This window comes from Mycobacterium sp. NGS67 (assembly GCF_059812185.1).
Genome location: NZ_JCALCF010000019.1, coordinates 35,207 through 59,803 on the forward strand (window position 1 = coordinate 35,207; position 24,597 = coordinate 59,803).

Genomic DNA, 24,597 nt, shown 5'->3' on the forward strand with positions numbered 1-24,597 from the left:
GGCTAGGCTGCGCGCGACCACGCCAGCGGATTCAGTTCGCGGAACGGGTCGTCCGCGCGGATGGCCAGCAGGTCGGCCAGGATTTTCTCCAACGCGTGCCTGGTTTGCTCTCGGACCGTGGCCACCCAGCTCTCCGGCGATTCGCCCTCGGGTTTCGTGGTGATGATCGGTTCGCCGAAGCGCAGATACATCCGCTGCGGGCGGGGAATGAAGGTGGGCCCGATGCCTCGCATCAGCGGCACGGCCATGTCGCTTCCGCCGCCGAACCGGGCGCTGAGGGTGCTACTGAGTCGACCGAGCGTGCTGTCGCGGGTGATCAGGCTCTTGTAGACGTCGTCACCCCCGACCAAGCCGACGGGGACGATCGGATAGTCGTTCTCCACGGCGACCCGGGCGAACCCGGAACGACCGTGCCAGCTCAGCTGGTATTCCTCGCCTTTGAACTTTGCGATTTCGCGCCCGCCGCCCGGGAAGACCAGGACGGTCTCGTTGTGGCGCATCAGTTCCCGTGCCGTCTCGGGTGCACCGATGACGCCGCCGTAGGCGGTCATCACGTCCTGGCCGAAACCGGGCTGCTGAGCGAAGCGTCGATCGGCCAGCGGGCGGACCCGGGTGCCGACGGCCCGCCGCACGAAGTGCGGGATGAGCAGCACTTCGCCGCCGATGAACTGAGTGTGATTGCCTACCAACAGAAATCGACCGTCGGCGGGGAGGGTGTCCAAACCGTCCACGAAAGGACGCCACAGGTCGATCAACGGGGCAATGCCGTCTTGCAGTTTGTCGAGCGCATTGCGCAGCGTCTGTACGCGGGGCGGGTGGGTCATCACGGCGTCGAGGTCGATCGGCTGCTTCGCGAGCTTGTCGATCCGAGAAGGGAAAGGAGGGGCCATGCGTGGCAGCATACCAAACGAACTAGTTCGTATGGGGTATGATCTGACCGTGCGGACCACCGATGAGCTTCGCGACTCGATCCTGAGCGCCGCGCGGTCCGAGTTCGCCAACTACGGTCTGGCCGGCGCCCGCATCGACCGCATCGCCCGCGTCGCCGAGGCCAGCAAGGAACGGCTCTACGCCCACTTCAAGGACAAAGAGACGCTGTTTCGCAGCGTGGTCGCCGCTGACGGGGCCGAGTTCTTCGCTTCGGTCGCCCTGCGCCCGGACGCGGTGCCGGAGTTCGTGGGGGACATCTACGACCTGGCCCGGCGGCGTCCCGAGCATCTGCGCATGCTCACCTGGGCACAGTTGGAAGGACTTGCTCTGAACCCGCCCCCGGCCGAGGAATGGGATTCAGTCCCCGCCCGCGACATCCGCGCTATCGAGGCCGCGCAGGCGGCCGGCCACGTTGACCCGTCCTGGCAGCCGATGGAGTTGCTCGTGCTGTTGTTCGGCGTGGGATTGGCGTGGGCGCAGTCGCCGCACCCGGACGCGCGGTCCGACGATCCCGAAGTCGTCGCCGCTCGGCGTGCCGGTTTGATTGAGGCGGCCCGGCGCATCGTGGCGCCTGCCTGACGCGGTCATCAGCAAATTCCCTGTTTTTTGCCGATTTCGGCGCGGGCGGGCCCCCGGGTGTCGTAATCTCGCCAACCGACACAGGGAGGGTGTTTCGAGATGAAGATGCGCATTCTTGCGGCCGTAGTGGTCGCCATTGCCACGGGACTGAGCGTCGGGGTGACCATTGCGCCTGTCGCACAGGCTGATCCGCCGTACGCCAACTGCAAGGCCGCTGCCAAAGACGGCCGGTACAACATAACGAAGGATGACCCCGCGTACAGTTCGAAGCTGGACCGCGACGGAGACGGTATCGCCTGCGAGTCCTAGTTCGTGGCATGCGCCGGCTGTATTCGCATAGCCGGTAGTTAGTTTCGCAACGTCGACTTCGAGTAATCTGCGGCACGGCTCGTACCGTAAAGCTGTGATTGTGTCGTCAGCCGTGAGCGCGGTTCGGCTGTTGGGCAGCAGGCTGTTCGCCATGGTGACCGGACCGGAGAGCCCATCCGCTGGGCTTTGACCCCGGGGACCCCCGAGGCCCTTCGCCACGACGACAGCAGCGCCACCGCCAGCAGCATCTCGGCGATATCACCCCAGTAGTACATCAGCGTCCCGGCGTCGCGCAGCTCGTCGGGCGGGATAGGCGCGGAAACGAAGAACCCGCCGTACAGCAGCTGGGAGATCACCGAATGCCCTGCCACCGCGACCCCGAGGATGACGATGCGAATGCGTACCGACGGGCGGTCGGGCCCCGGATCGGGACCGACGATCAGCCACGCGAACAGATACCCGCCGATGAAGAAATGTAGGTGAACCAACTGGTGCACAAGGGTATTGGAGCTCGCCACGGTGAACAGCGGAGTGAAGTACAACAGGACGAGGCCGCCGAGGTTTGCAGTCAGCACCACAGCGGGGTGGGAGACGGTCCGCGCGGGTGCGGAGCGCAGCGCATGGACGAGGAGTCGGCCGTAGCGCGGGGTGACCGATCGAAGGATGAGCGTGACGGGTGCCGCCAGCACCAGCGCCGTCGGCGCGAACATACCGATCAGCAAGTGTCCGAGCATGTGGTGACCGAATCCGGTGGTTGCCGCGGACTCGACGCCGAGAATCAGCAGACCGGTGCCGAGGAGAAAACTGCACGTCCGCCACGGGTTCCAGCCGCGCGGCTCCCGGCTTCGTGCCAGTGCAAGCGCGACATAGCCGACGGCTACCGCGAAGGCGATGCCAGCCGCTAGAGCGGTGCCGCCTTCGTGGCTGACAGGTCCGTGGGCGAGGAGCGTCACGTCGTGTCCGAGGCCGTCGGCGTGCTGCGTTGGAGCAGCCAACCGCCGAGCACGAGCAGCGCACCCAACACCAGAAACGCGATGTCCCACAACGCTTGATGGGCACCGCTGCGGACGTGGTGGATGGCCAGGATGTGATGGTCGATCGTCCCCTCGACCAGGTTGAACAGTCCCCAGCCGACCAGCACCCAACCCCACAGGGGGCGTGCCGTCCACACCCGCTGCCTGGTTCGGGTCAACCGTGAGTACAGCAGCGCCAGCCCGATGAGCACTGCGAGCCAGGTGAAGGTGTGAAAGAGGCCGTCCCACAAGGTGTTTACCTTCAGGCCGCGCACGGTGTCGGCGGGGTAGGAAGCGATGTTGATGCGCGCGGTGTCGGCGCTGGTGAGCATGTGGTGCCACTGCAGCAGTTGGTGGAGCAGGATGCCGTCGACGAACCCGCCCAAGCCGACACCGAGAACGATGCCCGGCAGCCTCAGCGTGGCGCTGTCCATACCGCGGGAGGTACCCGTTTGCCTACGGCATACACCGAGATCCGGCTCTGCACCGAATCCCCAGCTGAATACTTTGTATGTGCAACTGTTAATCCGAAACTTTCGAACGAATTTTCGGCGGTTTAAAGTGCTCCGGCCCTGGTATTCGGTGCGTATGAGTCGCAACGACGCCAGTCCGCCAAGTTGTCCCCGGTGAAAGCTCGGACCGGCAAGTCATCGACCTCGAACTCGAACGGATTTACCGCCAGTTGCGGCAAGGGGTGTATCAGGACACCTCCGAGCGCCTTTGTCGGGAGGCAAGAGACACGTGCGGACGAGCCGCTGATGCTCGCGCCCGGTCCAGGCGCATCCGGCAACTCACGTTGCTGCCGCCGTCGGATACACCTCCCCCTTCACTCGGATGAAGGGGAAGGGCAAAACGACTTGAAGTGCGCCGTCAGGGTTTCGAACCCCGGACCCGCTGATTAAGAGTCAGCTGCTCTACCAACTGAGCTAACGGCGCGTGCACGGCCAGAGACCGGCTATCGACAATAACAGGCATTGCGTCGCGGAGGGAAATCCCTCACAGTGAGCTGCAGCACGGAAAGCCGCAATCGGCCGGACTGACTCGGTGGGTGGGGAGAAGGCACTACAATACTAGAAACAATCCTGGTCAGCGGTGACCGTTGTAGGTGAACAAAATGGGGAAGGTCACTTGATGACGCCTTTGCGCAGACGTCGATCGTGGCTGGCTGTGGCCATGGTCCTAGTTGCTGTGTTCGGTGTCGCCTGTAGCAGTGGCGGCAAGGCGCCGGTAGCCCCCAAGGTCATCGAAAACAAGGGCACACCGTTTGCCGATCTGTTGGTCCCGAAGTTGACCGCCTCGGTCACCGACGGCGCCGTCGGGGTGACCGTGGACGCGCCGGTGACGGTGAGCGTCGCCGACGGCGTGCTGGGGTCGGTGACCCTGTCCAACGACAGCGGTCGGCAGATCGCCGGTCAGCTCAGCCCCGACGGGCTGCACTGGCAGTCCACCGAACAACTCGGTTACAACCGCCGCTACACGCTGAACGCGAAGGCGCTGGGACTCGGCGGCGCCGCGAACCGGCAGATGACCTTCCAGACCAGTTCGCCGGCGCACCTGACCATGCCCTACGTCGTGCCGAGCGACGGCGAGACCGTCGGCGTCGGGCAGCCGGTGGCCATCCGGTTCGACGAGAACATCGCCGACCGTGCCGCCGCCGAAAAGGCCATCAAGATCACCACCAACCCGCCGGTCGAGGGTGCGTTCTATTGGCTGAACCGGCGCGAAGTCCGTTGGCGTCCAGAGCATTACTGGAAGCCCGGCACCACCGTCGACGTGGCGGTCAACACCTACGGCGTCGACCTCGGCGAAGGCATGTTCGGCGAGGACAACGTCAAGATGCACTTCACCATCGGGGACGAGTTCATCGCCACGGTCGACGACAACACCAAGATCATCACGGTGCGGATCAACGGTGAGGTCGTCAAGACCATGCCTACGTCCATGGGCAAGGACAGCACGCCGACGAACAACGGCATCTACACCGTCGGCGCCCGGTTCAAGCACATCATCATGGATTCGTCGACGTACGGCGTTCCGGTCAACTCGCCCAACGGGTATCGCACCGACGTCGACTGGGCCACACAGATTTCCTACAGCGGAATCTTCGTGCACTCCGCGCCGTGGTCGGTGGGTGCCCAGGGCCACTCGAACACCAGCCACGGTTGTCTGAACGTGAGCCCGAGCAACGCGGTGTGGTTCTACGACCACAGCAAGCGCGGTGACATCGTCGAGATCGTCAACACCGTCGGCAGCATCCTGCCCGGTACCGACGGCCTCGGCGACTGGAACATTCCGTGGGAGCAGTGGCGGGCCGGCAACGCCAACGCCAGCTAGGTGATCGCGGGCCCGCCTCAGACGTGCAGCACGCCGCCCAGCGCTGAGAGCGGGATGTGCGCTTCGACTGTGCCGCCGTCCATAAACCACTGCGGCATCCCCGGCGAGTAATTCACGGGTTCGTCGTGCCCGACCGGGTAATCGGGCATGTACAGGATCAGTTCGTCGGGGGTCAGCGCCCACGCGCGGTAGGCGCCGGAGTAGACCTTGTCGGGCGTCCACCGGTCGACGGTGAACGGGTAAGTCCCCGGATCATGCGGTGGCGCAGCCTGATTCAGCGCCGCTTCGATGAACGGCTGGGCCGGACCCGCAATGGCGCCCAGTGAACCGCCGGCCAGGTCCGACAACTGCACCCGTTGGCCGCGCGCCATGTCGAAGGTGAAGGTGCGGTAGGCGTTGTTGGGTTTGGGCCCGTCGGCGTGATAATCCTCGTGGAAGACCGCGCTGAGCAGGTCGCCGTGTTGGAAGACCTGGTAGTTCTCCTCGCCGTAGCTGTCCGCCGCCATCAGCGTGTTCGCTTTTCGCCAATTGGCGACCAGGGTGCGTAGATAGTCGCGGATCACCGGGCCGGTCGTGGGGTTGTCGACGAGTTCGGCCGGTACCGCAACTTTGATGTCGCGCACGGCGTTTCGTTCGGATGTTACCGCGGTGTGGCAGTACTGGCCGTCCCAGCCGCCACCGAGCTCGCCGCAGAACGACTCGGCCGACGCCCCCGCGGTCGCGGGGCGCGGGACAGCGGACATGGCCACCAGCAGTATCGATATCGCTACTGTCCTTCTGAACACAGGTGGCTCCGATTCGGTTAGAGCAACTGGACTTTGGCGGCCCGCCAGCGACCGTCCACCTTTTCCATCGTCATCTTGATCCGGCTCCGGTCGATGCGCGGGTCGGGCACCGCCATGTTGGCCACGGTTTGATCGATGAACACCAACACCACAACCCTCTCGGCCGATTGGGAGGCGATCGCGGAGTCCACCACCACACCGTGCGCAGTGGCCTTGTTGTCGATCAGCAACTGTCGAAGCTGCACGCTGGACTGGGTGTACATGTCCTTGAACTCACCGGTCGCGCCGTCGAGCACTTGCCGGAAGTTTTCGTCCACGTTGTTGGAGTCGATGCTGGTCAGTACCCCGGCGTACTTGATCGCGGCTTCCCGGGCCTCCTGAGCGGCCACCTGCGCCTGATGTTGCTGCCAGAGCTGCCAGCCCAGGAATCCTGAAACCGCAAGGGAGATAGCCAATAACAGCGGCATGATGCTGCGACGCAGGTAGGCGCGCCATGGTCGCTTGGTGCGTTTGGCCTTCTCGCCCTTGCCTTTCAGCAGCGGCCCGTCGTCATCGTCGACGTCTTCTGCGTCGGTGTCCTCGTCCTCGACGTCGGTCTCGTCGGTGTCCCGGGCGTCCGGATCGGCGAGGTCCTCACCCGCGTCGGGGGTGTCTTCGATGTCGTCGAGTTCTTCCGTTGCGCCGACAGGTTTCTTGAGGTCGACGCCTTCCTCGGTTGTCGCGGTCATGGTGTTCTCCTCGGGTTGTGTGTGTCGGGCCTAGTGCGGCGGTTCGATCGGCAGGGTCGGGCCACCGTAGGGGGTGGGAATCGTGTAGCGGCCCCGTGGGGTCGGATCGGTCCTTCGGCCCAGATCCGCGCCCGGGGGCGGGCCCGCGGTGTCGTCGCCGGCCGGACGCGGTGCGTTCTTCGCGGCCCGGATCCCGACGCCCGGATCGTCGTCCCGGCAGTAGGTGTACATGAACGGTTCGTAATAGTCTGCGGCAGAAGGCGGATAGGCCGGCGTGCCGTAATTGCACGCGTAACGGGGGTACAGCTCGGCCGTCGCGAACACGCCGTGATCGTGGAAGGCGCTCGCCACCGCGTCCAGCACCGACCCCCGGTAGTCGGGGAACAGCGCATTGAGTGCGGGCACTCGCAGATACAGCAGTTGGGAGGCGGTGGCCAGGCTACCCAGCAGCTGCACCATGGTCTCGGAGTTGTCGGTGAACAAGTTGTCGATCGCCGCCAATGTCTGCGGTGACCGGTCAACCAGGCGCCGATACCCGGCCTGCATTCTGGCCACGCCCGCCAGCGTCCGGTTGAGATCGACGGTGGCGGCGGCCAATCCGGCGTTCTTGTCGGCTGCCAGCGTCAGCACCACCCGGCTGTTCTTGAGGACGCTGACCGTTTCGGGCAGCACCGAATCGAGTGTGGACAGCAGGAACGTCCCGCCGTCCACGATGGCAGCCAGCTTGCCGGGGCCCTCCTTGCTCATGCTGAGTTCGCGCTTGATCAGTTCGATCTTGTGCGGGTCGGCCTGGGCCAGCAGACCGTCGGCGTCGCCGAGCAGCTGCGCCAGGCTGACCGGAACGGTCGTGTGGTCGAGCCCGATCATGCTGCCGTCGTGCAGGTACGGGCCGGCGTCGGATTCGGCTTGGAAGTCGATGAATTGCTCTCCGGCGGGGGACAGCGCCGACACGTGCGCCACGGCCGACGCGGGCACCTTCACCGTGCCGTCGATGCTGGCGATGGCGTTGACGCCGCGGTCGGTGAGTTGCAGGGCATCGACCCGTCCGATCCGCACCCCACGCATCGACACGTCCTGATTGGGCAGCAGTCCACCGGATTCGTTCAGCTGCAAAGTAATTCGGTAGGACGATGCGAAAGGCTTCACCCGCAGTGCGCCGATCAGCAGGTAGGTGGTCGCGACGACCAGGATGAGCGCCAGACCCGCCACCGACAACCAGACCTGTCGGCGGTGGGCGGCCCGTACCGCGCGGACCACGGTGCTCGAGGCCGAGGAGATCACGGCGGTGGTCCGGGAGAGAGCGGACCGGGCAACGCTGGGGCGGGCAGGATTCCAGCCGGGATGTTCGGGTCCGGTATCACCGGCAGCTGGGGCGCGTCGGGTCCTCGCCCGACAACGCGTTCCTGCAACCGCCACAAGGTGTACTTCAGCGTCCCGATGAACTGATTCCAGGTGAACCTGTTGGGTCCGTGCAGTCCGCGATCGCCGGGGAATCCGATGTCGGGTATCGACCCCAGGACCAGTTGGTCGAGGCTGACGTGAACGGAAATCGAGTTCCCGGCAGTGGATTTGATCAATACCGGCAGCAGCCGGTTCAGCGCCAGCAGGCTGGTGTCGGGGCTTACCGCAACGTCGTTGGCGGCCCCGGCGACCGTGTTCAGGTCGCGGATCACACTGCGCCCGCTGGTGTCGGTGCCCCCCAGAGACGGGAACCTGGACAGCAACCGGCTGGTGTCGCCGAGTTGCACTATCATGTTGGAGAGTTCCGTGGTGTTGGCGGACAACGCGTTCATCGCCGGGTTGGCAGCCGTCATCAGCTCGGTCAGCTTCTGATTCTTGGCGTCGAGTTGCTCACTGAGGCTGGACAATTCGGTCAACGCGTCGGAGATCTGCGCGGAGCGTGAATCCATGGTGCCGAGCAACTGGTTGGATTTGCGGATCAGTTCCCCGAACGCGTGTCCCTGATCGCCGGTGGCTCTGCCGAATCCATTGATGATGTTCGTGAAGTTGCGCACCGCGCCGCCGTTCACCAGGATTGCCGCCGAACTCAGTACCGACTCGACGGTTGCCGCGGCCGCCGTCGACTCCAGGCCGATCGTGTCGCCGTCCTTCAACATCGTTGTGGCCGGCCGGGTCTCGGCTGGCGGCCGGACGGAGACGAACACATCGCCGAGTGGGGTCGCGGTGCGCAACTCCGCGGTGCTGCCCGTCGGCAGCAGGACACCGTCCCGGATGCGCAGCGTCGTGACCGCGCTGTAGTTGCGCGCGACCATCGATTCGACCTGTCCCACGTCGGCGCCGGCGAGTTTGACCTTGGCGTTCATCGGCAGGTTCAGCGCATTGGAGAACACCGCGGTGAGCAGGTATCCGCCCGATCCCATTCCCGGGGCCGGAAGTGGAAGGCTGGCAAGGCCGTTGGTGGCACATCCGGAAGCGGCGATCGCCACGGCGGCCAGCGCGGCGGCGGTCTTTCCGCGTGCGCCGGTCACTTCTGGCCCATCGCGGCCAGGCCGTCCAGCACGTAGGTCAGACCGAAATCGGGTCCGAAGTCCTGTATGGTCCCGGTGCTGCAGCCGAGTTGGCGCAGACCCATCAGGTTGCAGATCTCTTTGGTCATCTGGCTGTCGAAGATCATCCGGTCGGTCAGGAAATGCGCACGCACGGCCCCGTTCTCGCGGTCGATCATGTTGTAGGCGTTGTCTGCCAGCAACGGAGCCACGTCCAGCGTTTCGGCCAGCCCACGCCGCTCGTCGACCAGCGTTTTGGCCAGCACGTTGCCGTTGAGCAGGGCTTGACGGAGGGTGGCCCGATGGGCGTTCAGCAGGTCGTTGGCCCGCTGCATCAGTTGGTCGAGCTTCCGGCCGGTGCTGCCCCCGCCGATGTCCTCGTCGGCCAGGATCTGGCTGAGTTGATGGATGGTTGAGGCGAATTCGCGCAGCTTGCCGTCGTTGGTGGCGGCCGCGTTGAACAGCGACGCCAGGTTCTTGACGATCGTGGTGATCTGGGCGCGGGTCTGAGCGCCGTCATCGCTGCTCAACATCAAGGCCTTGGACAGCTCCTCGAGTGCCCCTTTGATTTTAGTGCCGTTGCCGTTGACGACTTCGGCGCCGCCGTTGATCACGTCGGCGATCGGCCCGCCGCCGTGGCCGTCGCCTTCCAGTGACTTGGTCACCTTGTTCAGGACGGCGAGCACGCGGCTGAACTCGACGGGCGTCTTGGTGCGGGTCAAGCCGATGGTGTCGTGGTTGGCCAGCACCGGACCGCCTCGGTAGGGCGGGGTCAGCTCGATCTGACGGTCGGTCAGGATGGACGTCGACACCGTCACCGCCTGGACGTCCGCCGGGACAGTGACGTTCCGGTCGACGGTGAACTGGACTTCGACGTAGCCGCCCTTCGGGACGATCTTGGTGACCTTGCCGACCGGCATGCCCAGCACGGCGACCACGTTGCCCTCGTATAGTCCAGTGGCGCTGTCGAATTGAGCTGTTACCGTGATCGGCTCCGGCTTGGTGAGGTACCACCATCCGACGCCGACGGCCGCGATCACCGATGTCACGACGGCGACGAGGGCGATGACCCGGCCGGTCATTTGCAGTCCTTGAAGTAGGGGATCATCCCGAATTGCTGGGCGCGGCCGCTGATCGCGCACATCCACGAGTCGATGAGTAGGGCGTTGGGGGCGTTGAAGCTGACGGCATTGGCATCACCGCTGAGGTTGGCGGCCTCGCGCACGAAGATCGGGGTGACCTGCAAGATGTTGCGCAGCAAGTCGTCATGTTGTGCGACCAGCGCGGTGAAGTCACGCGTGTCGTTGAGCAGGGTGTCCACCCCCGCCCGATCGTCGACCACTATCTGGTTCATCATGTCGACGACATTGGTCAGGGATCGCATCATGGCGTGAAAGACCGCGCGACGGGCCACGAACTGGCCCAACAGATCCTGTGCCTGATTGACCACAGTGCCGAGGCTGCCTTGTTGCCGGCGCAAGGTATTGGTGACCTGCTCGGTGCTTCTGAGTAGTTGGCCGAGTTGGTCGCGCCGCTGGCCGATGATCGTCGAGAGCGAATCGATGTTGGCCATCGCCTGTGGTACCACCGCGGGCAGTCCCTCGAGTTGCTTGCCCAGCACCGCCAACGACTGCGCGAACCGATCCGAGTCGACCTGCTCGAAAGTGGTTGTCGCGTCGTGCAGTGCGGCCTGCAGATCGTAGGGAACGTCGGTGTGCGCCAGATCGAAGGTGTTGTGGGCCAGAGAACCTGAGCCGTTGGGTTCCAGCGCAAGGTAGCGCGAACCCAGAATGGTGGTGACCCGGATGGAAGCCTTCGAGTCCTTGCCCAGCGCCACATCGTCTTTGATCTTCAAGCCCGCTTCGACATGGTCGCCGACCAGCTTCATGCTGGTGACCTCGCCAACCGGTATGCCCGCCACCGTGATCGGGTTTCCCGGCCGCAGCGAGGCCGCCTGCAGAAATTCCGCGGTGTAGTGCCGGTAGCCGGCGCCGAGCGCGTGCACCAGAAGCAGTGCGCCGATCAGCACCGCGACCACCGCGACAGCGATGGACCCCAGCCACGTCTTGCTGTAGGTCTCCAGTGGGCGCCGCCTGGGCGGACCGAGTCGCCGCCGCGCGGTTGGCTCACTCATCGCCGACGTTCCGGCACTTGGGTGTGTGCTTGGCCTTGTTTCCCGGCGTTGCCGCGTTGACGATGATCGGCATGACGTCGTTGAGGCCCGGGAAGAAACCGAACGCGTTCACGTCGCACAGGTAGGCATTCCCGAACGCGCCCTGATTGCCGACGCGGACCAGGCCTTTGAGCAACAACGGAACGTTGTCGCCCAAGAAGGCCAGTTGCGGTTCGATGTCGAGCATGTGTCGGGTGGCACCGGGCCGACGGTCGATGAACTCGCGCAGCGCCGGGTAGTCCTCGTTGGCGATCGTGGACAGGTTCTGCAACATTCGCGACATGGAGCCCATCGAAGCCACCAGCTCCGGGCGTCGCCGGTCGAGGGCGTTCACCACGTCGCGGGTCTGGGTGAGGGCACCGTCCAAGCTGGCATTCTGCGCGGCAAGGTTGACCACCACCTTGTTGAGATTGGTGATGACGTCACCGAGTGCCTGGTCTCGCCCGGCGAAAGTCTCGGTGAGCGTTGATGTTTGACTGATCAGGGTGGCGATCGAGGAGGTGTCACCCTGCAGCGACTCGAGGACGCCCTTGGTGAGGTTGTCGGCGTCGCGCGGGTTCAGCAGACTGAAGAACGGCTCGTAGCCGTTGAGCAGCGCGGTGACGTCGAACGACGGTTCGGTGCGTTCGAGGGGGATGGTGCTGCCCGGCGCGAGTTGTACGCGGTTGTTGCCCTCGGTGCCCAGGGACAGACCGAGATAGCGCTGCCCGACGATGTTCTGGTACGTCACCGAGGCCACGGTGTTGCCGAACAGGTGCTGATCGGTTTGCACCACGAAGGAAACCTTCGCGAGTTTTCCGCTCAGCTCGACCTTTTCGACCCGGCCCACCCGCACCCCGGCCATCCGCACGTCGTCACCGTCACGAAGCCCGTACACGTCGGTGAACATCGCCGAATACTGCGCCGTCTTGCCGCCGACGTCGCGGCGCAGGCTCACATACACCATCCAGGTGAGGGCCAGCGCGACGACCATGAACAGGGTGAGGCCGATCAGGGGGCCACGAAACTTCACTTGGCCTCCCCGGTCGGCGGTTGACGAACCACGGACACCGTGGTTCCGCGAGCAACGGGTCCCAACAACAGTTCAGTGGCGGCGGTGGCGGGCCGACCGGTGATCACGCCCAACATCTCTCGCTCGTAGTCACTGCCGACCGGCCCGACGTTGCCACCGAAAGATGACGGCGTCACCGACCCCGGCGCCGGCGGCCCGAGCAGGGGTGGCGGGGGAACCGGGCCATGCGCCGGCGGTGACGGGTCCGGATCGTCCGGATTGGCATCGGTGCGAACCGGTGGTGACGGGGAAATGAAAGGCGGCAGAGCGGGATTGGGGTCGGCCAGGCTCGGATGCGGGTTGATATACGGCGGCCCCACTGCCACCAGGTTGCCGTCCGGTCCGATGACGGTTCCGGGAGGCGGCGCCAGACTCTGGGGCGGATGGTAGTTCTGCGGGAGCAGCACTTCGGGCAGATCAGGCTTGTTGGGAACCAACGGCGCGGTGAAACAGCTGGGTCCCTTCAGTTCTCCGTAGCGCGGACAGTCGGCACGGGTGTAGGCGAAAGTCTGGGTGAACGACAGCCTGGCTCTCATGTTGCCGATGCCCAGCACCGGGTCCCAGACTTCCTGCAGGAATTTGGTGGCCAGGTTGTCCAGCTTGATCACCGCGGGCACGAAGTTGTCCGACTTCAGCGCCAGGATGCCCAGCACCGGCGTCAGGTCGGAAGAAATCCTGATGAGCTGGTCCATGTGATTGTCGAAGGACTGGTGCACGGTGCCCATCGTGGAGTCGGCGCCGGTGAGCAAATTGGTCAATTGCGCGCGTGTTTCGGCGAAGGTCCGCATCGGCCCGACAGCCTCGTGCAGCGCGTCGAGCAGGTCGGGGGCGGTTTCCCCAAGACCGCGCGCCGCGTCCAGAAGGGCCGACACGGTCGAGGGGCCGGCGTCGGTGCTGACGATCGAATTGAGTTGGTCGAGAGCGCGATTCAACTGTGTTCCGCTGTTGAGCAGGGCGACTCTGCGGTGGTCGGTCGCGGCCCCCAGCGCCGCGAGGATGCCCACCGATCTGTCGTCGCGGCCGCGCCCAGCCGCGGCCAGCAGGTCACGCAACTTGCTGACGGTGGTCTGGAACAACACGGTCGGCAGGTTCTTGTCTTCCGGAATGTGCGCGCCCGGCCGGATAATCGCTCCCGGGCCGGTTCCGACCAATTGGACGGAGGACACCGCAAAGACGTTGCTGGGAACCACGCGAGCGGTCACCGCGGCCGGAATCGACTTGGCGTATTCGGGTTTCAGGTTGATCTGGACGAAGTTCGGCTTACCGTGCGTGGCCGGCACCACGTCGTCGACCATGCCGACGAGCACGCCGTGATATTTGACGTCGGACTTCTGCGGCAGGCCGTCGCCCACGTTGACCAGATCGGCGATCACCCGGACGTAGTCATCGAGGCGGCCGGTGGACTTGAACAACAGTCCCGTGGTGAGCAGGGCTGCCACCAGGACCACGGCCACCCCGCAGCCGAGCAGCTGCCGATCAGTCGGGCCACGTCCGTCGACGTCAAAGGAATTGGGCTGGTTCTTCAACCTAGCCACCGAACCTTGCGCCGGAGTCGACTCCCCACAGCGCCATCGTGAGGAGCATATTGACCATGATCATCACGGTGATGCTGGCCCGCATACCGTGGCCCGCCGCGACACCGACGCCCTCGGGACCGCCGCTGGCGTAGAAACCGTAGTAACACTGGATGGTCGCGGAAATCCAGACGAAGATGATCGCCTTGAACAGCGAGTACAAGATGTCCTGGCCGGCCAGCATCAGCGAGAAGTAGTGCAGATAGGACCCGGTGGAGCCGCCGCTGCTGATCTGCACCACCACCTGAGTGGTGAGATAGCCGATGGCCAGACACGCGGCGTAAAGCGGGACCATCGCAATCACCGAGGCGATCAGCCGGGTCGTCACCAGATACGGAATGGGCCGTATCGCAATCGATTCCATCGCGTCGATCTCTTCGGCGATGCGCATCGATCCCAGTTGCGCGGTGAACCGGCAACCGCCTTGCATCGCGAACGCCATCGCGGCCATCAGCGGTGCCAGCTCCCGGGTGTTGACCAGTGATGACACGAACCCGGTTGCGGGCCCCAGCCCGAGCAGGTCGAGAAAGTTGTACCCCTCGATGCCCACCAGCGCACCCACCGTGACGCCCAAAACGACTGCGACACCGGCGGTCCCGCCGCCCACCACGATCGAGCCGTTGCCCCAGGTGATGTTGGACAGCAAGCGCAGGAACTCGCCGTTGTAGTGGCGCAGGGTGAGCGGGATTGCGGCCAGGGCGCGGAAGAAGAAGACGAGCATGTGGCCCAGCCGGCTGATCGGTTTCGTCGTCCTGCGGTAGGCGCGAAGTAGCCGGGTGCTGATCGGCGCCAGCGGCAGGTACGGAGAGGCGGTCATGTCACAGTCCCGTCCTGGGCGACAACATGATGTAGAGCTGGCTGATTGCGACGTTGACGATCATCAGCAGCAGGATCGATTCGACCACCGCGGCATTGACCGAGTTGGCTACGCCGGTTGGTCCGCCCTTGGTGGACAGCCCTTTCTGGCTCGACACGATGGCGACGATGGCGCCGAAGATGACGGCTTTGAGCAGCGCGAGGATCATGTCGCCGGTGGTGGCGAAGGAGGCGAAGGTCGACACGAAGCTGCCCGGGGCGCCGTCCTGGAAGTACACGTTGAACATGTAGCTGGCGAAGAAACCGACGAAGCACACCACGCCGGTCAGCGCGACACCGATCATGATCGCGGCGGCAAGTCGCGGCACCACCAGGCGCCGGATCACCGAGACTCCCATCACCTCCATCGCGTCGGTCTCTTCGCGCATGGTTCGAGAACCCAGGTCGGCGGTGATGGCCGAGCCGACGGCCGCCGCCATCAGCACGGCGGCCACCAGGGAAGCGCCCTGCCGGATGACCGCGAGGCCGCTGGCCGCCCCGGCCAGCGAGGTGGCGCCCACTTGACCCGCGAGCAGCGCGAACTGAATGGACAGGGTGACGCTGATCGGCAGCGACACCAGGACGGTCGGCAGCACGGCGGTGCCGGCCATGAATGCGCCCTGCCGGACGAATTCCTGCCACTGGAAGCGGCCGGTGAACAGATCGATGAAGAAGTATTGGATTGTCCGCACACCGAGGACGAACTGCTCTCCGACCGTCCGCAGCGACGCCACCGGGTGGCGGTCGACGTACCCGACTCCCCACTCTTTGATGGCGCCGACGCCGTCGTCGCGCACCGGGGGATCGTGTTGGAGAGTCATCTCAACGTGCCCGGCAAGACTCTGAGCAAACCCACAGCATTGTCATCGCGGGTACAAATCCGCATTCATTTGCGCTCTTTCCACCAGTTGCGTTGCGAGTGCCGAGCAGAAGGGATCGAGCGGCGTCAAGCGAGCCCTGCTGTGGTAGGGGTGCCCGCGGTCCCGCAACTCTGCAGCTCAGTCGGGTTCGCGGTAACACGCTAGCCTAGTTGATAGGCACTTTCAATAGTGTAGTGTCAGTCACTTGACTCCAGCGTTGGATCGCACGATCGTGTTGGAAATGCCCGACTCGCGAAGGTGATCGCATGTCCACAGCAAACACCGATTCGCTACGGGACCGGCGCCGCGCAGAGCTGCTCTCGCAAATTCGGCACACCGCGCACGACTTGTTCGCCGAGCGTGGGTTCGACGTCGTGACGACCGAGGACATCGCGGCCGCCGCCGGAATCTCGATCAGCACCTATTTCCGGCATGCGCCGACGAAGGAAGGGCTTCTCGTCGACCCGGTCCGGGAGGCGGTCCGGGAGATCGTTGTGTCCTACAGCGCCAAGCCGGCCGATGAATCGGCGGTGGAGGCGTTGATCGACCTGTTTGTCACCCATGCCGAAAACGCCAGCGATCTCAACCTGGATACCTGGCAGCGAGCCGTCGCGACCGCCCCCCATCTGCTCCGGAAGACATCGCTGGTGAGCGACGAGGATCAACAGAAGTTCGTCGAGCACGTCGCGGCCCGAATGGGCGTTGACGCGTCGGTCGACATCCGGCCCGCGCTGCTGGTCCACACGAGTTTGGCGACGGTCCGATTCGTCATCGACCGGTGGCTCACCGCGGACAACACGCCGACGTCGCCGATGCACGTCGAGATGGAGAACGCGTTGCGCATTACGTTGGCCGGTTTCGAATAACGGTTGACCTCATGCCCGTCGGAGAGATCTAAGAAGTCGGCGGGCACCGGAGGTCCGACCGTCTGGTGCGTGAGGCCGGAGGACGAAAACGCCCCCTGACCTGTTGGGGTGGCTGACGGGGCTCGAACCCGCGACATCCAGGATCACAACCTGGTGCTCTACCAACTGAACTACAGCCACCGTGGCCGCGGACTAACGCGGCGACGTCGATGTTAACCGCTGGAATGCTCGTCAGCCGAATCGATGGTCTCCAACGCGTCCGGCTGGCCGTCGAGTCCGGCGACCGCCGCGGCGATCTCGCTGGTAGAAGGGCCGGGCAGGGGTACGAACGCGGTTCGCCGGTAGTACTGCAGTTCCCGGATGGACTCGTGGATGTCGGCCAGCGCGCGGTGCGCCAGCCCTTTGGGCGGCTGCCCGAAATAGATCCGCGGGTACCACCGCCGGCAGAGTTCTTTGATGGAGCTGACGTCGATCATCCGGTAGTGCAGAAACGCGTCGAGAGCGGGCATGTCACGGGCGATGAAAGATCGGTCGGTGGCGATGGAGTTGCCGGCCAGCGGCGCGGTCTTGGGCTGTTTGACGTGCTCACCGATGTAATCGAGCACCATCGCTTCGGCAGTGGCGACGTCGACGGTGGACGCTTTGACCTCGTTTGTCAGCCCCGAGCGCGCGTGCATCTGCGCGACGACGTCGATCATCGAGGACAGCGCGGCCTCCTCGGCGTGAATCACCACGTCTATTCCGTCGCCCAGGATGTTCAGTTCGGCGTCGGTGACCAGTGCGGCGATCTCGATCAGCTTGTCCGAGCCGAGGTCGAGCCCGGTCATCTCGCAATCGATCCACACCAATTCGTCGCGCACAACGCCCAACATTAGGCGCATCGGGGCTCTGACCTCGTCGGCCCCCGGCAAGTAGGGTGATCCTGCACGGGCAACTACCGGGGAAAAGGGGCGCGGCAGGCGATGAGCACCGAATCAGAGGCAGGACCCGCGCAGCGCATTTCCGCTGGCTACGCCGTACAAGGTCAGGCACTCGAGCTGGGCACCGTCGTCGTCGACGGCACGGCGGACCCGGCCGCACAGATCCGCATCCCGCTGGCCACGATCAACCGCCACGGCCTGGTGGCCGGGGCCACCGGCACCGGAAAGACCAAGACGCTGCAGTTGATCGCCGAGCAGCTCAGTGCGGCCGGGGTCCCGGTGTTCATGGCCGACGTGAAGGGCGATCTGTCGGGTCTGTCCCGTCCGGGGGAGAGCAACGACAAGACCGCCGCGCGCGCCAAGGACACTGGCGACACCTGGGAACCGACGGGTTTCCCGGTCGAGTTTCTGTCGCTCGGGACCGGCGGGATCGGCGTGCCGGTGCGCGCAACCGTGGCCAGCTTCGGACCCGTCCTGCTGTCGAAAGTGTTGGGGCTCAACGCGACTCAAGAATCGACGCTGGGACTGATCTTCCACTGGGCCAAGGAGAACAACTGGCCCCTCGTCACCCTGAAGCAACTGCGCGAGGTCATCAGCCACCTGACCAGTGAGGGCGGCAAGGCCGACCTGAAATCCCTTGGGGGAGTGTCGTCCACCACGGCGGGCGTCATCCTGCGCGCGCTGGTCAACCTCGCCGGCGAGGGCGGTGACACCTTCTTCGGCGAGCCCAAACTCGATCCGGACGACCTGTTGCGCGTCGAAAACGGTCACGGCGTGATCAGTCTGCTCGAGTTCAGCGGTCAATCGCTGCGTCCGGTCATCTTCTCGACTTTCCTGATGTGGCTGCTGGCCGACCTTTTCGCGCAGTTGCCCGAAATCGGCGACGTAGACAAACCCAAGCTGGTCTTCTTCTTCGACGAGGCACACCTGTTGTTCGCCGACGCGTCGAAGGCTTTCCTGGAACAGGTCGAGCAGACCGTGAAGCTGATCCGTTCCAAGGGTGTCGGCGTCTTCTTCTGCACGCAATTGCCGACGGACCTGCCCAACGACGTGTTGTCTCAGTTGGGCGCCCGCGTCCAGCACGCGCTGCGCGCATTCACCCCCGACGACCAGAAGGCGCTGAGCAAGACCGTGCGCACCTACCCGAAAACCGATGTCTACGACCTCGAGTCGGCGTTGACGTCGTTGGGGATCGGCGAGGCCGTCGTCACCGTGCTTTCTGAAAAGGGTGCGCCGACTCCCGTCGCCTGGACGCGGATGCGGGTGCCCCGGTCGCTGATGGCGGCGATCGGCCCGGACGCGGTCCACGAGGCGGCCAAGTCGAGTTCGTTGCAAAGCAAGTACGGTCAGACGATCGAGCAGGCACCGCCGCCTTCCCCGGGCCCCGCGGCGGGACAACCCCCCGCGCCTGACTATCCGCCGGTACCAACGGATTACGAGCTACCACCCATGCCGGCTCCGGCCGAGCCCAAAGGTCCCTCGATGTGGGAGGAAGTGTTGAAGAACCCCACCGTGAAGAGCGGCATCAACACGGCAATCCGCGAAGCCGTCAAAGGCATCTTCGGCACCGGTCGGCGGCGCCGGAAGTAGGCCTATCCGCCGCCGAGCTTCTTGTAGAACGCCCCGACGATCGGCGCCACGATCGCGCGTGGAGCATATCCGCTCGCCACCGACATCGCCTTGGACGTCAAGCCGGGAACCACACGCATCTTGTTGCGCTCCAACGCATCCAGCGACAGCTGAGCGGTGTGCTCGGTGGAGATCCACAGGAAGTCCGGCACCAACTTCTCCACCAGCGACGCCTCCTCCTCCGCGGGCAGATCGGTGCGCACCGGGCCCGGGGCCAGCAGTGTCACGTGCACCCCGGAATTACGAAGTTCACCCCGCAGCGATTCGCTGAACGTATTGGCAAAAGCCTTGGTGGCGGCGTAGGTGGCGTTGTAGGGAATAGGCGAATTTCCCGCTGCCGAACCGGAAATCAAGATGCCGCCGGCCCGTCGTTCAATCATGCCCGGCAGCACCGCCAATGTAAGGTCATGCACCGCAACGGCATTGAGCTGCACCTGTGCTTTCTCGCCGGCGGGGTCCAGCGATGCGACCGGACCAAAGGTGGCGGTGCCGGCATTGGCGCACAGGATCGAGATCGGCCGCGCGGCCAGTTCCTCGCACAGCGCCGCGCGGTCGGCAGGGTCGGCGAGGTCGGCGGGGCGCACCTCGACGGCGACGCGGTATTTGTCCACCAGACGGGCGGCCAGCGCGGTGAGCAGTTCCTCCCGTCGGGCGGTGACGATCAGACTGTGGCCGCGCGCGGCCAGTTCGGTGGCCAGCGCCTCGCCGATGTTCTGTGACGCTCCGGTGACAACGGCGCGCGCGTCGGGACTGGGAGCGGGTATCGGCATGGGTTGATCGTAGCCAGCGCGCAGCGGCCGGATGCAACACGCATAGAGTGCGGTCATGGGTGACTCGGAGCGCGGTTCGGCCGCACGTCACCAGCCCGTCACCGACACTGAAAATTTGCAGAAGAAGTTCGAGGGCGGGCCCGCAGAGACTCGATCTCGGCAAACCAGCCAAGTCACCGTCCCGCGCTCGCGGGTGGTCGCTTGGGCCATGTGGGACTGCGGTCAAACCGGCCTGAGCGCCATCACACCGACGTTCGTGTTTTCGGTGTACCTGACGGCCAGCGTGGCAGAAGGCACCACACCGTTGGGGGCCTCGCCGGTGAGTTGGCTGGCGCGCGCCGGAGCCGCCGCCGGCGTGCTGATCGCGACATTGGCGCCCCTGATCGGAGCGTGGGTCGAGTCACCGCGTCGACGGCGATTGGCCCTGGCCGTGCTGACCGGCATGGCGGTGATGTTGACCTGCGCGATGGCGTTGATCCGGGATGAGCCGGGCTACTTTTTCGCCGGGTTGGCGCTGTTGACGGCGACCGCCGCATGCGGTGACCTGGCCAGCGTCCCTTACAACGCCATGCTGCGTCAGCTCTCGACGCCGCAGACGGCCGGCCGCATATCGGGCTTGGGCTATGCCGCGGGGTATATCGGCACCGTCGTGCTGCTGATCGTGGTCTATCTGGGCTTCGTGTTCGGCGACGGTGACCGTCGCGGTTTGCTACACCTGCCCACCGCCGACGGAGTCAACGTCCGGGCAGCGATGCTGCTGGCAGCCGCCTGGCTGGCGATCCTGGCCCTGCCGCTGCTTCTCGTCGCCCACCGCCTCCCGGACGCGGGCGCGAACCCCCACCCGTCCACGACCCTGCTGGGTAGCTACCGCAAGCTGTGGACCGACATCACCTCCGAGTGGCACCGCGACCGCAACCTCGTCTACTTCCTGGTGGCAAGCGCGCTGTTGCGGGACGGACTGGCGGCGGTATTCACGTTCGGTCCGGTGCTAGGCGTCAAGGTCTACGGCGTCCCTAAAGGTGACGTGCTGATCTTCGGCGTGGCCGCGTGCGTCGTGGCCGCGATTGGTGCGGCGGTGGGAGGGTTTGTCGATCACCGAATCGGATCGAAACCGGTCATCATCGCTTCTCTGATTGCCATCCTCACCGCCGGGATGGCCATGCTGGCCGTGTCCGGCCCACTCGCGTTCTGGGTGTGCGGGTTGTCCCTGTGTCTGTTCATCGGGCCTTCGCAATCCTCTGCGCGTGCCCTGTTGCTTCGGTTGGCGCAACACGGCAAAGAGGGTGTCGCCTTTGGTCTTTACACGATGACTGGCCGAGCAATGTCATTCATCGCCCCGTGGTTGTTCTCCGTCTTCGTCGACGTATTCGCCGCGGATCGGGCCGGTTTGGGCGGCATAGTCGTGGTGCTGCTCGCCGGACTGGTGGCGATGTTCTTCGTGCGGGTGCCGCGACCGCAGTCAGAGCGGGGCGTCGCAGATGGTTAAACCCTGGCCGGTGCGCTGACGAACCTGCACTCCGGCCACGGTCACCGAACAGGTGACGTTGTGGCCGATGTTGACGATCGTGACGCTGGCCGGATGAGTCGCCGACGTGGACAGGCTCACCTGTTTGGTCCACGGCAGCGTGACGTTGAACTCGGTCTGGATGAGATCGCCGGTGTCCATGTACATCACGCTGATCGCCCGGCCTTCCCCGGTGACGCTGTAGACCACGGACTGCATCGTGCCCGGCACGGTGGCCGTGGGCGGGACCGTCGTGCCTGGCTCGGTCGTGGTGGTCCGCGGCGGCCTGCGAGTGGTCGACGGGGGCGCCGTCCTGGTGGTCGGCGGCGCGAAGGTGGTGCTGGGCCCGGGCATCGGGGGCAGCGGTTCGATGGCGGTCTGCTGGGTGTCCGAACTGTTCGTGACGACCAGCGCGATGACCAGGCCGATGACGAGCAGCACCGCGGCGCCGGCCACAAACCACAGCCAGCGCGGCGATCCCGGCGGCGGGGTGCTTCCCGGCGGCTCGTCGGACGACGGCTGGTCTTGTTGCCAATACTGTGACGGCAACTGTTGGGTCGGGTTCGGTGAATAGGCGCCCGGTGCCCACGGCGAGCCCCTGCCGCCGTAGGCGTACGGCATCTCGTCGGCGTAGGCCGGGTAATCGATCACCGAATCGGCGGCATCCTGCGGAGACGCCGAATACCACCCCGGCTCAGGGGGACCGAAATTCTGGGTGCGGCGTGGCTCGTTCATGTCCACTTCGCAGGGTACCTGGGGACGGCGAGGGGGGCTTTGACCGCGCTTCAGCGAACGCGCACTACAGGTCCCCTGCCGTCAGCGCCGCGAGCGTCATCGTCCGCATGACGGCGCGGGACCGAAGCACCCGCGACGCCTTGGTATCGGCCGACTTCATGCTGTGCGGCGTCGAGTTCAACAGCCCGAAAACGGCGTGCGCCATCAACCGGGCATCGGCCTCGGCGAGTTCGGGGTTCAACTCGCGCAACACGCCCACCCAGATCTCCACATACTGCCGCTGGGCTCTGCGCACCTGCCGCTCCGCTGTGGCCGGCAGGTGGGCGAGATCACGGTCCTGGATACGGATCAGGTCCGGCTCGCCCAGGGCGAAGTCCAGATGAAAGTCGATCAGACCGTCCAGCGTCGCCGAGGCATCGGCGCCGCGGTCCGCCACTGCGCGGGCACCGGCAAGCAGTCGGGCGCTGATCCCGACCAACAACTCGACCAGCAGCGACTCCTTGTTGGGGAAGTGACGATAGATCGCCGGACCGCTGACGCCGGCAGCTGCGCCGATGTCTTCCAGGCGCACCGCGAGGAAACCTCGTTCGGCGATCAGTCTCTCGGCGGCGGCTAGCAGTTGCAGCCGACGGTCGGATTTCAACTGGCTGCGACGATTTGGCGCCTCAGGTGCACCGGGCTCCCCGTCCGGGGCGGATGCTGCCATGACGGCCCTCCTGGACATGTCGGTTAATCGTCACTAACGTAACACCCGATTACCGGCCGGAGGGACCGTGACAACCACCGACGCCGCAGACCGCAATCCGCTTTCCTACGAACGTGGCCCGAACACACCTGCGTTACTCGGGACCACCATCGGCGCCAATCTCGCGGCTACCGCGGACGCCTTCGCGAGTCGTGATGCGCTCGTCGACGTCGCCGCGGGCCGGCGGTGGACCTACGCCGAACTATCGGACGCCGTACGGGGTTTGGCGACGGGACTGTTGCAAGCCGGCATCGAAGCGGGTGATCGGGTCGGGATCTGGGCGCCCAACCGATGGGAATGGGTGCTGGTGCAATACGCGACTGCTCACATCGGCGCGATCCTGGTGACTATTAATCCCGCCTACCAAGCGCGCGAACTGGAGTATGCGCTGAACCAGTCCGGCGTGCGGATGGTAGTTGCCGCACCGGGTTTCAAAGGTGCGGACTACGCGCAGATGCTGGCCGACGCAGCGCCCGACTGTGCCGTCACCATCATGGGCAGTGATCGCTGGGACGAGTTGGTTGGTGCCCAAGCCGACCCGGCCGCGCTGGACGCGAGGACCGCGCTGCTGACACCGTCCGATCCGATCAACATCCAATACACCTCGGGCACAACGGGATACCCGAAAGGCGTCACGCTGAGCCATCGCAACATCCTCAACAACGGCTACCTGGTCGGTGAGCTACTCGAGTACACCGAACACGATCGGATCTGTATCCCGGTGCCGTTCTACCACTGCTTCGGGATGGTGATGGGCAACCTGGCGGCCACCAGCCACGGTGCCTGCATGGTGATCCCGTCGCCCGGCTTCGATCCCACCGCCACCTTGCGCGCGGTGCAGGACGAACGGTGCACCAGCCTCTACGGGGTGCCGACGATGTACATTGCCGAGCTTGGGTTGCCGGACTTCGCCGACTACCGGCTGGACAGTCTGCGCACCGGGATCATGGCCGGATCCCCTTGTCCGGTCGAGGTGATGCGCATGGTGATCGAGCGCATGCACATGCCCGGGGTGTCGATCTGTTACGGCATGACCGAAACGGCCCCGGTGTCGACTCAGACGCGCACCGCCGATTCGTTGGAGCGGCTCGTCGCGACGGTCGGGAGGGTAGGGCCGCATCTGGAGATCAAGGTGATCGACCCGATGACCGGTGCGACGGTCCCCCGTGGGGCGGCGGGGGAGTTCTGCACGCGCGGCTACTCGGTGATGTCGGGCTATTGGAATGACCCGCAGAAGACCGCAGAAGTCCTCGACGCGGACGGGTGGATGCACACCGGCGACCTGGCGTCCATGGACTCCGCCGGATATGTGCGGATCACCGGACGGATCAAGGACATCGTCGTCCGTGGCGGGGAGAACATCTCCCCGCGCGAGATCGAGGAGTTCCTGCACACGCATCCGGACATCCTCGACGCCCACGTCATCGGGGTGCCCGACGAGCGCTACGGCGAAGAACTCATGGCGGTGGTCACGTTGCGTGCGGGAGCCTCGGAGCTGACCCCCGAGCGGCTGCGGGAGTTCTGCGTCGGCAGCATCGCGAAGTTCAAGATTCCCCGCTATGTCTGGGTCGTCGACGAGTTCCCCATGACGGTCACCGGCAAAGTCCGCAAAGTCGAGATGCGGCAGCGCGCGATCGAGCACCTCAGTGAGCGGGAATAGCCCCAGCCCTGCCTTTACCCGCTGCGCAGGGAAATGGTATTCTCACCGTTTAGTTAATGATTATTAACTG

The 24,597-nt window shown here is 65.1% G+C and carries 24 protein-coding genes and 2 tRNA genes; 7 read left to right on the plus strand and 19 right to left on the minus strand.

Going from position 1 to position 24,597, the window contains the following annotated elements:
• Positions 1 to 2: 2 nt before the first annotated feature.
• Entirely contained in the window at positions 3 to 890 is an 888-nt protein-coding gene (locus AC5Y4D_RS17955; RefSeq protein ID WP_500037781.1) for a lysophospholipid acyltransferase family protein, read from the minus strand.
• Between the two features lie 49 nt (positions 891 to 939).
• On the opposite strand from AC5Y4D_RS17955, the gene AC5Y4D_RS17960 reads away from it, so the two are divergent.
• The gene (locus tag AC5Y4D_RS17960) at positions 940 to 1,509 is read left to right on the plus strand and encodes a TetR/AcrR family transcriptional regulator (RefSeq protein WP_500037782.1); all 570 of its coding nucleotides are present in this window, start codon (positions 940 to 942) and stop codon (positions 1,507 to 1,509) included.
• A gap of 99 nt (positions 1,510 to 1,608) precedes the next feature.
• A complete protein-coding gene (locus AC5Y4D_RS17965) occupies positions 1,609 to 1,818 on the plus strand; it encodes an excalibur calcium-binding domain-containing protein (protein ID WP_500037783.1) in 210 nt (69 codons plus the stop codon).
• A gap of 38 nt (positions 1,819 to 1,856) precedes the next feature.
• Here the strand turns inward: AC5Y4D_RS17965 and AC5Y4D_RS17970 are convergent, their stop codons facing one another.
• From AC5Y4D_RS17970 to AC5Y4D_RS17980, 3 genes are all read right to left on the minus strand, one after another.
• Positions 1,857 to 2,771 (minus strand): cytochrome c oxidase assembly protein, encoded by a 915-nt coding sequence (locus AC5Y4D_RS17970; protein ID WP_500037784.1) that lies wholly within the window; start codon positions 2,769 to 2,771, stop codon positions 1,857 to 1,859.
• Positions 2,768 to 3,265: a DUF2243 domain-containing protein gene (locus AC5Y4D_RS17975; protein WP_500037785.1), complete on the minus strand. Its 498-nt coding sequence runs from the start codon at positions 3,263 to 3,265 to the stop codon at positions 2,768 to 2,770. Before AC5Y4D_RS17975 ends, AC5Y4D_RS17970 begins: the two co-directional genes overlap by 4 nt.
• Positions 3,266 to 3,694: 429 nt before the next feature.
• A tRNA-Lys gene (locus AC5Y4D_RS17980) sits at positions 3,695 to 3,767 on the minus strand.
• A 195-nt stretch (positions 3,768 to 3,962) separates the two neighbouring features.
• On the opposite strand from AC5Y4D_RS17980, the gene AC5Y4D_RS17985 reads away from it, so the two are divergent.
• Positions 3,963 to 5,165, plus strand: a complete 1,203-nt coding sequence (locus tag AC5Y4D_RS17985; RefSeq protein ID WP_500037786.1) for a L,D-transpeptidase — start codon at positions 3,963 to 3,965, stop codon at positions 5,163 to 5,165.
• 17 nt (positions 5,166 to 5,182) lie between these two features.
• On the opposite strand, the gene AC5Y4D_RS17990 is transcribed toward AC5Y4D_RS17985, so the two are convergent.
• Genes AC5Y4D_RS17990 through AC5Y4D_RS18035 form a run of 10 tightly spaced genes read right to left on the minus strand, consistent with a single transcriptional unit; the run spans position 5,183 to position 15,659 of the window.
• On the minus strand, positions 5,183 to 5,908 hold the full coding sequence (locus AC5Y4D_RS17990; protein ID WP_500037787.1) for a mannan-binding family protein: 726 nt from the start codon (positions 5,906 to 5,908) through the stop codon (positions 5,183 to 5,185).
• Positions 5,909 to 5,967: 59 nt separating this feature from the next.
• Entirely contained in the window at positions 5,968 to 6,678 is a 711-nt protein-coding gene (locus AC5Y4D_RS17995; protein ID WP_500037788.1) for an Rv1363c family protein, read from the minus strand.
• A 30-nt stretch (positions 6,679 to 6,708) separates the two neighbouring features.
• Positions 6,709 to 7,959, minus strand: a complete 1,251-nt coding sequence (locus AC5Y4D_RS18000) for an MlaD family protein (RefSeq protein ID WP_500037789.1) — start codon at positions 7,957 to 7,959, stop codon at positions 6,709 to 6,711.
• Positions 7,956 to 9,167 (minus strand): MlaD family protein, encoded by a 1,212-nt coding sequence (locus AC5Y4D_RS18005; RefSeq protein WP_500037790.1) that lies wholly within the window; start codon positions 9,165 to 9,167, stop codon positions 7,956 to 7,958. The genes AC5Y4D_RS18000 and AC5Y4D_RS18005 overlap by 4 nt, the downstream gene beginning before the upstream one ends.
• Entirely contained in the window at positions 9,164 to 10,267 is a 1,104-nt protein-coding gene (locus AC5Y4D_RS18010; protein WP_500037791.1) for an MCE family protein, read from the minus strand. The genes AC5Y4D_RS18005 and AC5Y4D_RS18010 overlap by 4 nt, the downstream gene beginning before the upstream one ends.
• Positions 10,264 to 11,319: an MlaD family protein gene (locus AC5Y4D_RS18015; RefSeq protein ID WP_500037792.1), complete on the minus strand. Its 1,056-nt coding sequence runs from the start codon at positions 11,317 to 11,319 to the stop codon at positions 10,264 to 10,266. Before AC5Y4D_RS18015 ends, AC5Y4D_RS18010 begins: the two co-directional genes overlap by 4 nt.
• A complete protein-coding gene (locus AC5Y4D_RS18020; protein ID WP_500037793.1) occupies positions 11,312 to 12,370 on the minus strand; it encodes an MlaD family protein in 1,059 nt (352 codons plus the stop codon). Before AC5Y4D_RS18020 ends, AC5Y4D_RS18015 begins: the two co-directional genes overlap by 8 nt.
• Positions 12,367 to 13,944, minus strand: a complete 1,578-nt coding sequence (locus tag AC5Y4D_RS18025) for an MlaD family protein (protein WP_500037794.1) — start codon at positions 13,942 to 13,944, stop codon at positions 12,367 to 12,369. The genes AC5Y4D_RS18020 and AC5Y4D_RS18025 overlap by 4 nt, the downstream gene beginning before the upstream one ends.
• Positions 13,937 to 14,800, minus strand: coding sequence for an MlaE family ABC transporter permease (locus AC5Y4D_RS18030; protein ID WP_499945632.1), 864 nt, complete (start codon positions 14,798 to 14,800; stop codon positions 13,937 to 13,939). The genes AC5Y4D_RS18025 and AC5Y4D_RS18030 overlap by 8 nt, the downstream gene beginning before the upstream one ends.
• A gap of 1 nt (position 14,801) precedes the next feature.
• Positions 14,802 to 15,659, minus strand: coding sequence for an MlaE family ABC transporter permease (locus tag AC5Y4D_RS18035; RefSeq protein ID WP_499945630.1), 858 nt, complete (start codon positions 15,657 to 15,659; stop codon positions 14,802 to 14,804).
• 305 nt (positions 15,660 to 15,964) lie between these two features.
• On the opposite strand from AC5Y4D_RS18035, the gene AC5Y4D_RS18040 reads away from it, so the two are divergent.
• Positions 15,965 to 16,564, plus strand: a complete 600-nt coding sequence (locus AC5Y4D_RS18040; protein ID WP_500037795.1) for a TetR/AcrR family transcriptional regulator — start codon at positions 15,965 to 15,967, stop codon at positions 16,562 to 16,564.
• A 104-nt stretch (positions 16,565 to 16,668) separates the two neighbouring features.
• On the opposite strand, the gene AC5Y4D_RS18045 is transcribed toward AC5Y4D_RS18040, so the two are convergent.
• Positions 16,669 to 16,744: transfer RNA gene (locus AC5Y4D_RS18045), tRNA-His, on the minus strand.
• Positions 16,745 to 16,776: 32 nt separating this feature from the next.
• Entirely contained in the window at positions 16,777 to 17,424 is a 648-nt protein-coding gene (orn, locus tag AC5Y4D_RS18050; RefSeq protein WP_499945673.1) for an oligoribonuclease, read from the minus strand.
• Between the two features lie 102 nt (positions 17,425 to 17,526).
• Here orn and AC5Y4D_RS18055 point away from each other — a divergent pair, with 102 nt between their 5' ends.
• Positions 17,527 to 19,074 (plus strand): helicase HerA-like domain-containing protein, encoded by a 1,548-nt coding sequence (locus AC5Y4D_RS18055; protein ID WP_500037796.1) that lies wholly within the window; start codon positions 17,527 to 17,529, stop codon positions 19,072 to 19,074.
• 2 nt (positions 19,075 to 19,076) lie between these two features.
• Here AC5Y4D_RS18055 and cmrA read toward each other — a convergent pair whose 3' ends face one another.
• Positions 19,077 to 19,883, minus strand: coding sequence for a mycolate reductase (gene cmrA / locus AC5Y4D_RS18060; RefSeq protein ID WP_499945627.1), 807 nt, complete (start codon positions 19,881 to 19,883; stop codon positions 19,077 to 19,079).
• Positions 19,884 to 20,091: 208 nt separating this feature from the next.
• On the opposite strand from cmrA, the gene AC5Y4D_RS18065 reads away from it, so the two are divergent.
• On the plus strand, positions 20,092 to 21,369 hold the full coding sequence (locus tag AC5Y4D_RS18065; protein ID WP_500037822.1) for an MFS transporter: 1,278 nt from the start codon (positions 20,092 to 20,094) through the stop codon (positions 21,367 to 21,369).
• Here the strand turns inward: AC5Y4D_RS18065 and AC5Y4D_RS18070 are convergent.
• The gene (locus tag AC5Y4D_RS18070; RefSeq protein WP_500037797.1) at positions 21,343 to 22,122 is read right to left on the minus strand and encodes an MmpS family transport accessory protein; all 780 of its coding nucleotides are present in this window, start codon (positions 22,120 to 22,122) and stop codon (positions 21,343 to 21,345) included. The genes AC5Y4D_RS18065 and AC5Y4D_RS18070 overlap by 27 nt on opposite strands.
• Positions 22,123 to 22,186: 64 nt before the next feature.
• Positions 22,187 to 22,828, minus strand: coding sequence for an SACE_7040 family transcriptional regulator (locus AC5Y4D_RS18075; RefSeq protein WP_500037798.1), 642 nt, complete (start codon positions 22,826 to 22,828; stop codon positions 22,187 to 22,189).
• Positions 22,829 to 22,895: 67 nt separating this feature from the next.
• Here AC5Y4D_RS18075 and AC5Y4D_RS18080 point away from each other — a divergent pair, with 67 nt between their 5' ends.
• Complete coding sequence (locus AC5Y4D_RS18080) at positions 22,896 to 24,527, plus strand: AMP-binding protein (protein WP_500037799.1); 1,632 nt, start codon at positions 22,896 to 22,898, stop codon at positions 24,525 to 24,527.
• The last annotated feature ends 70 nt before the right edge of the window (positions 24,528 to 24,597 follow it).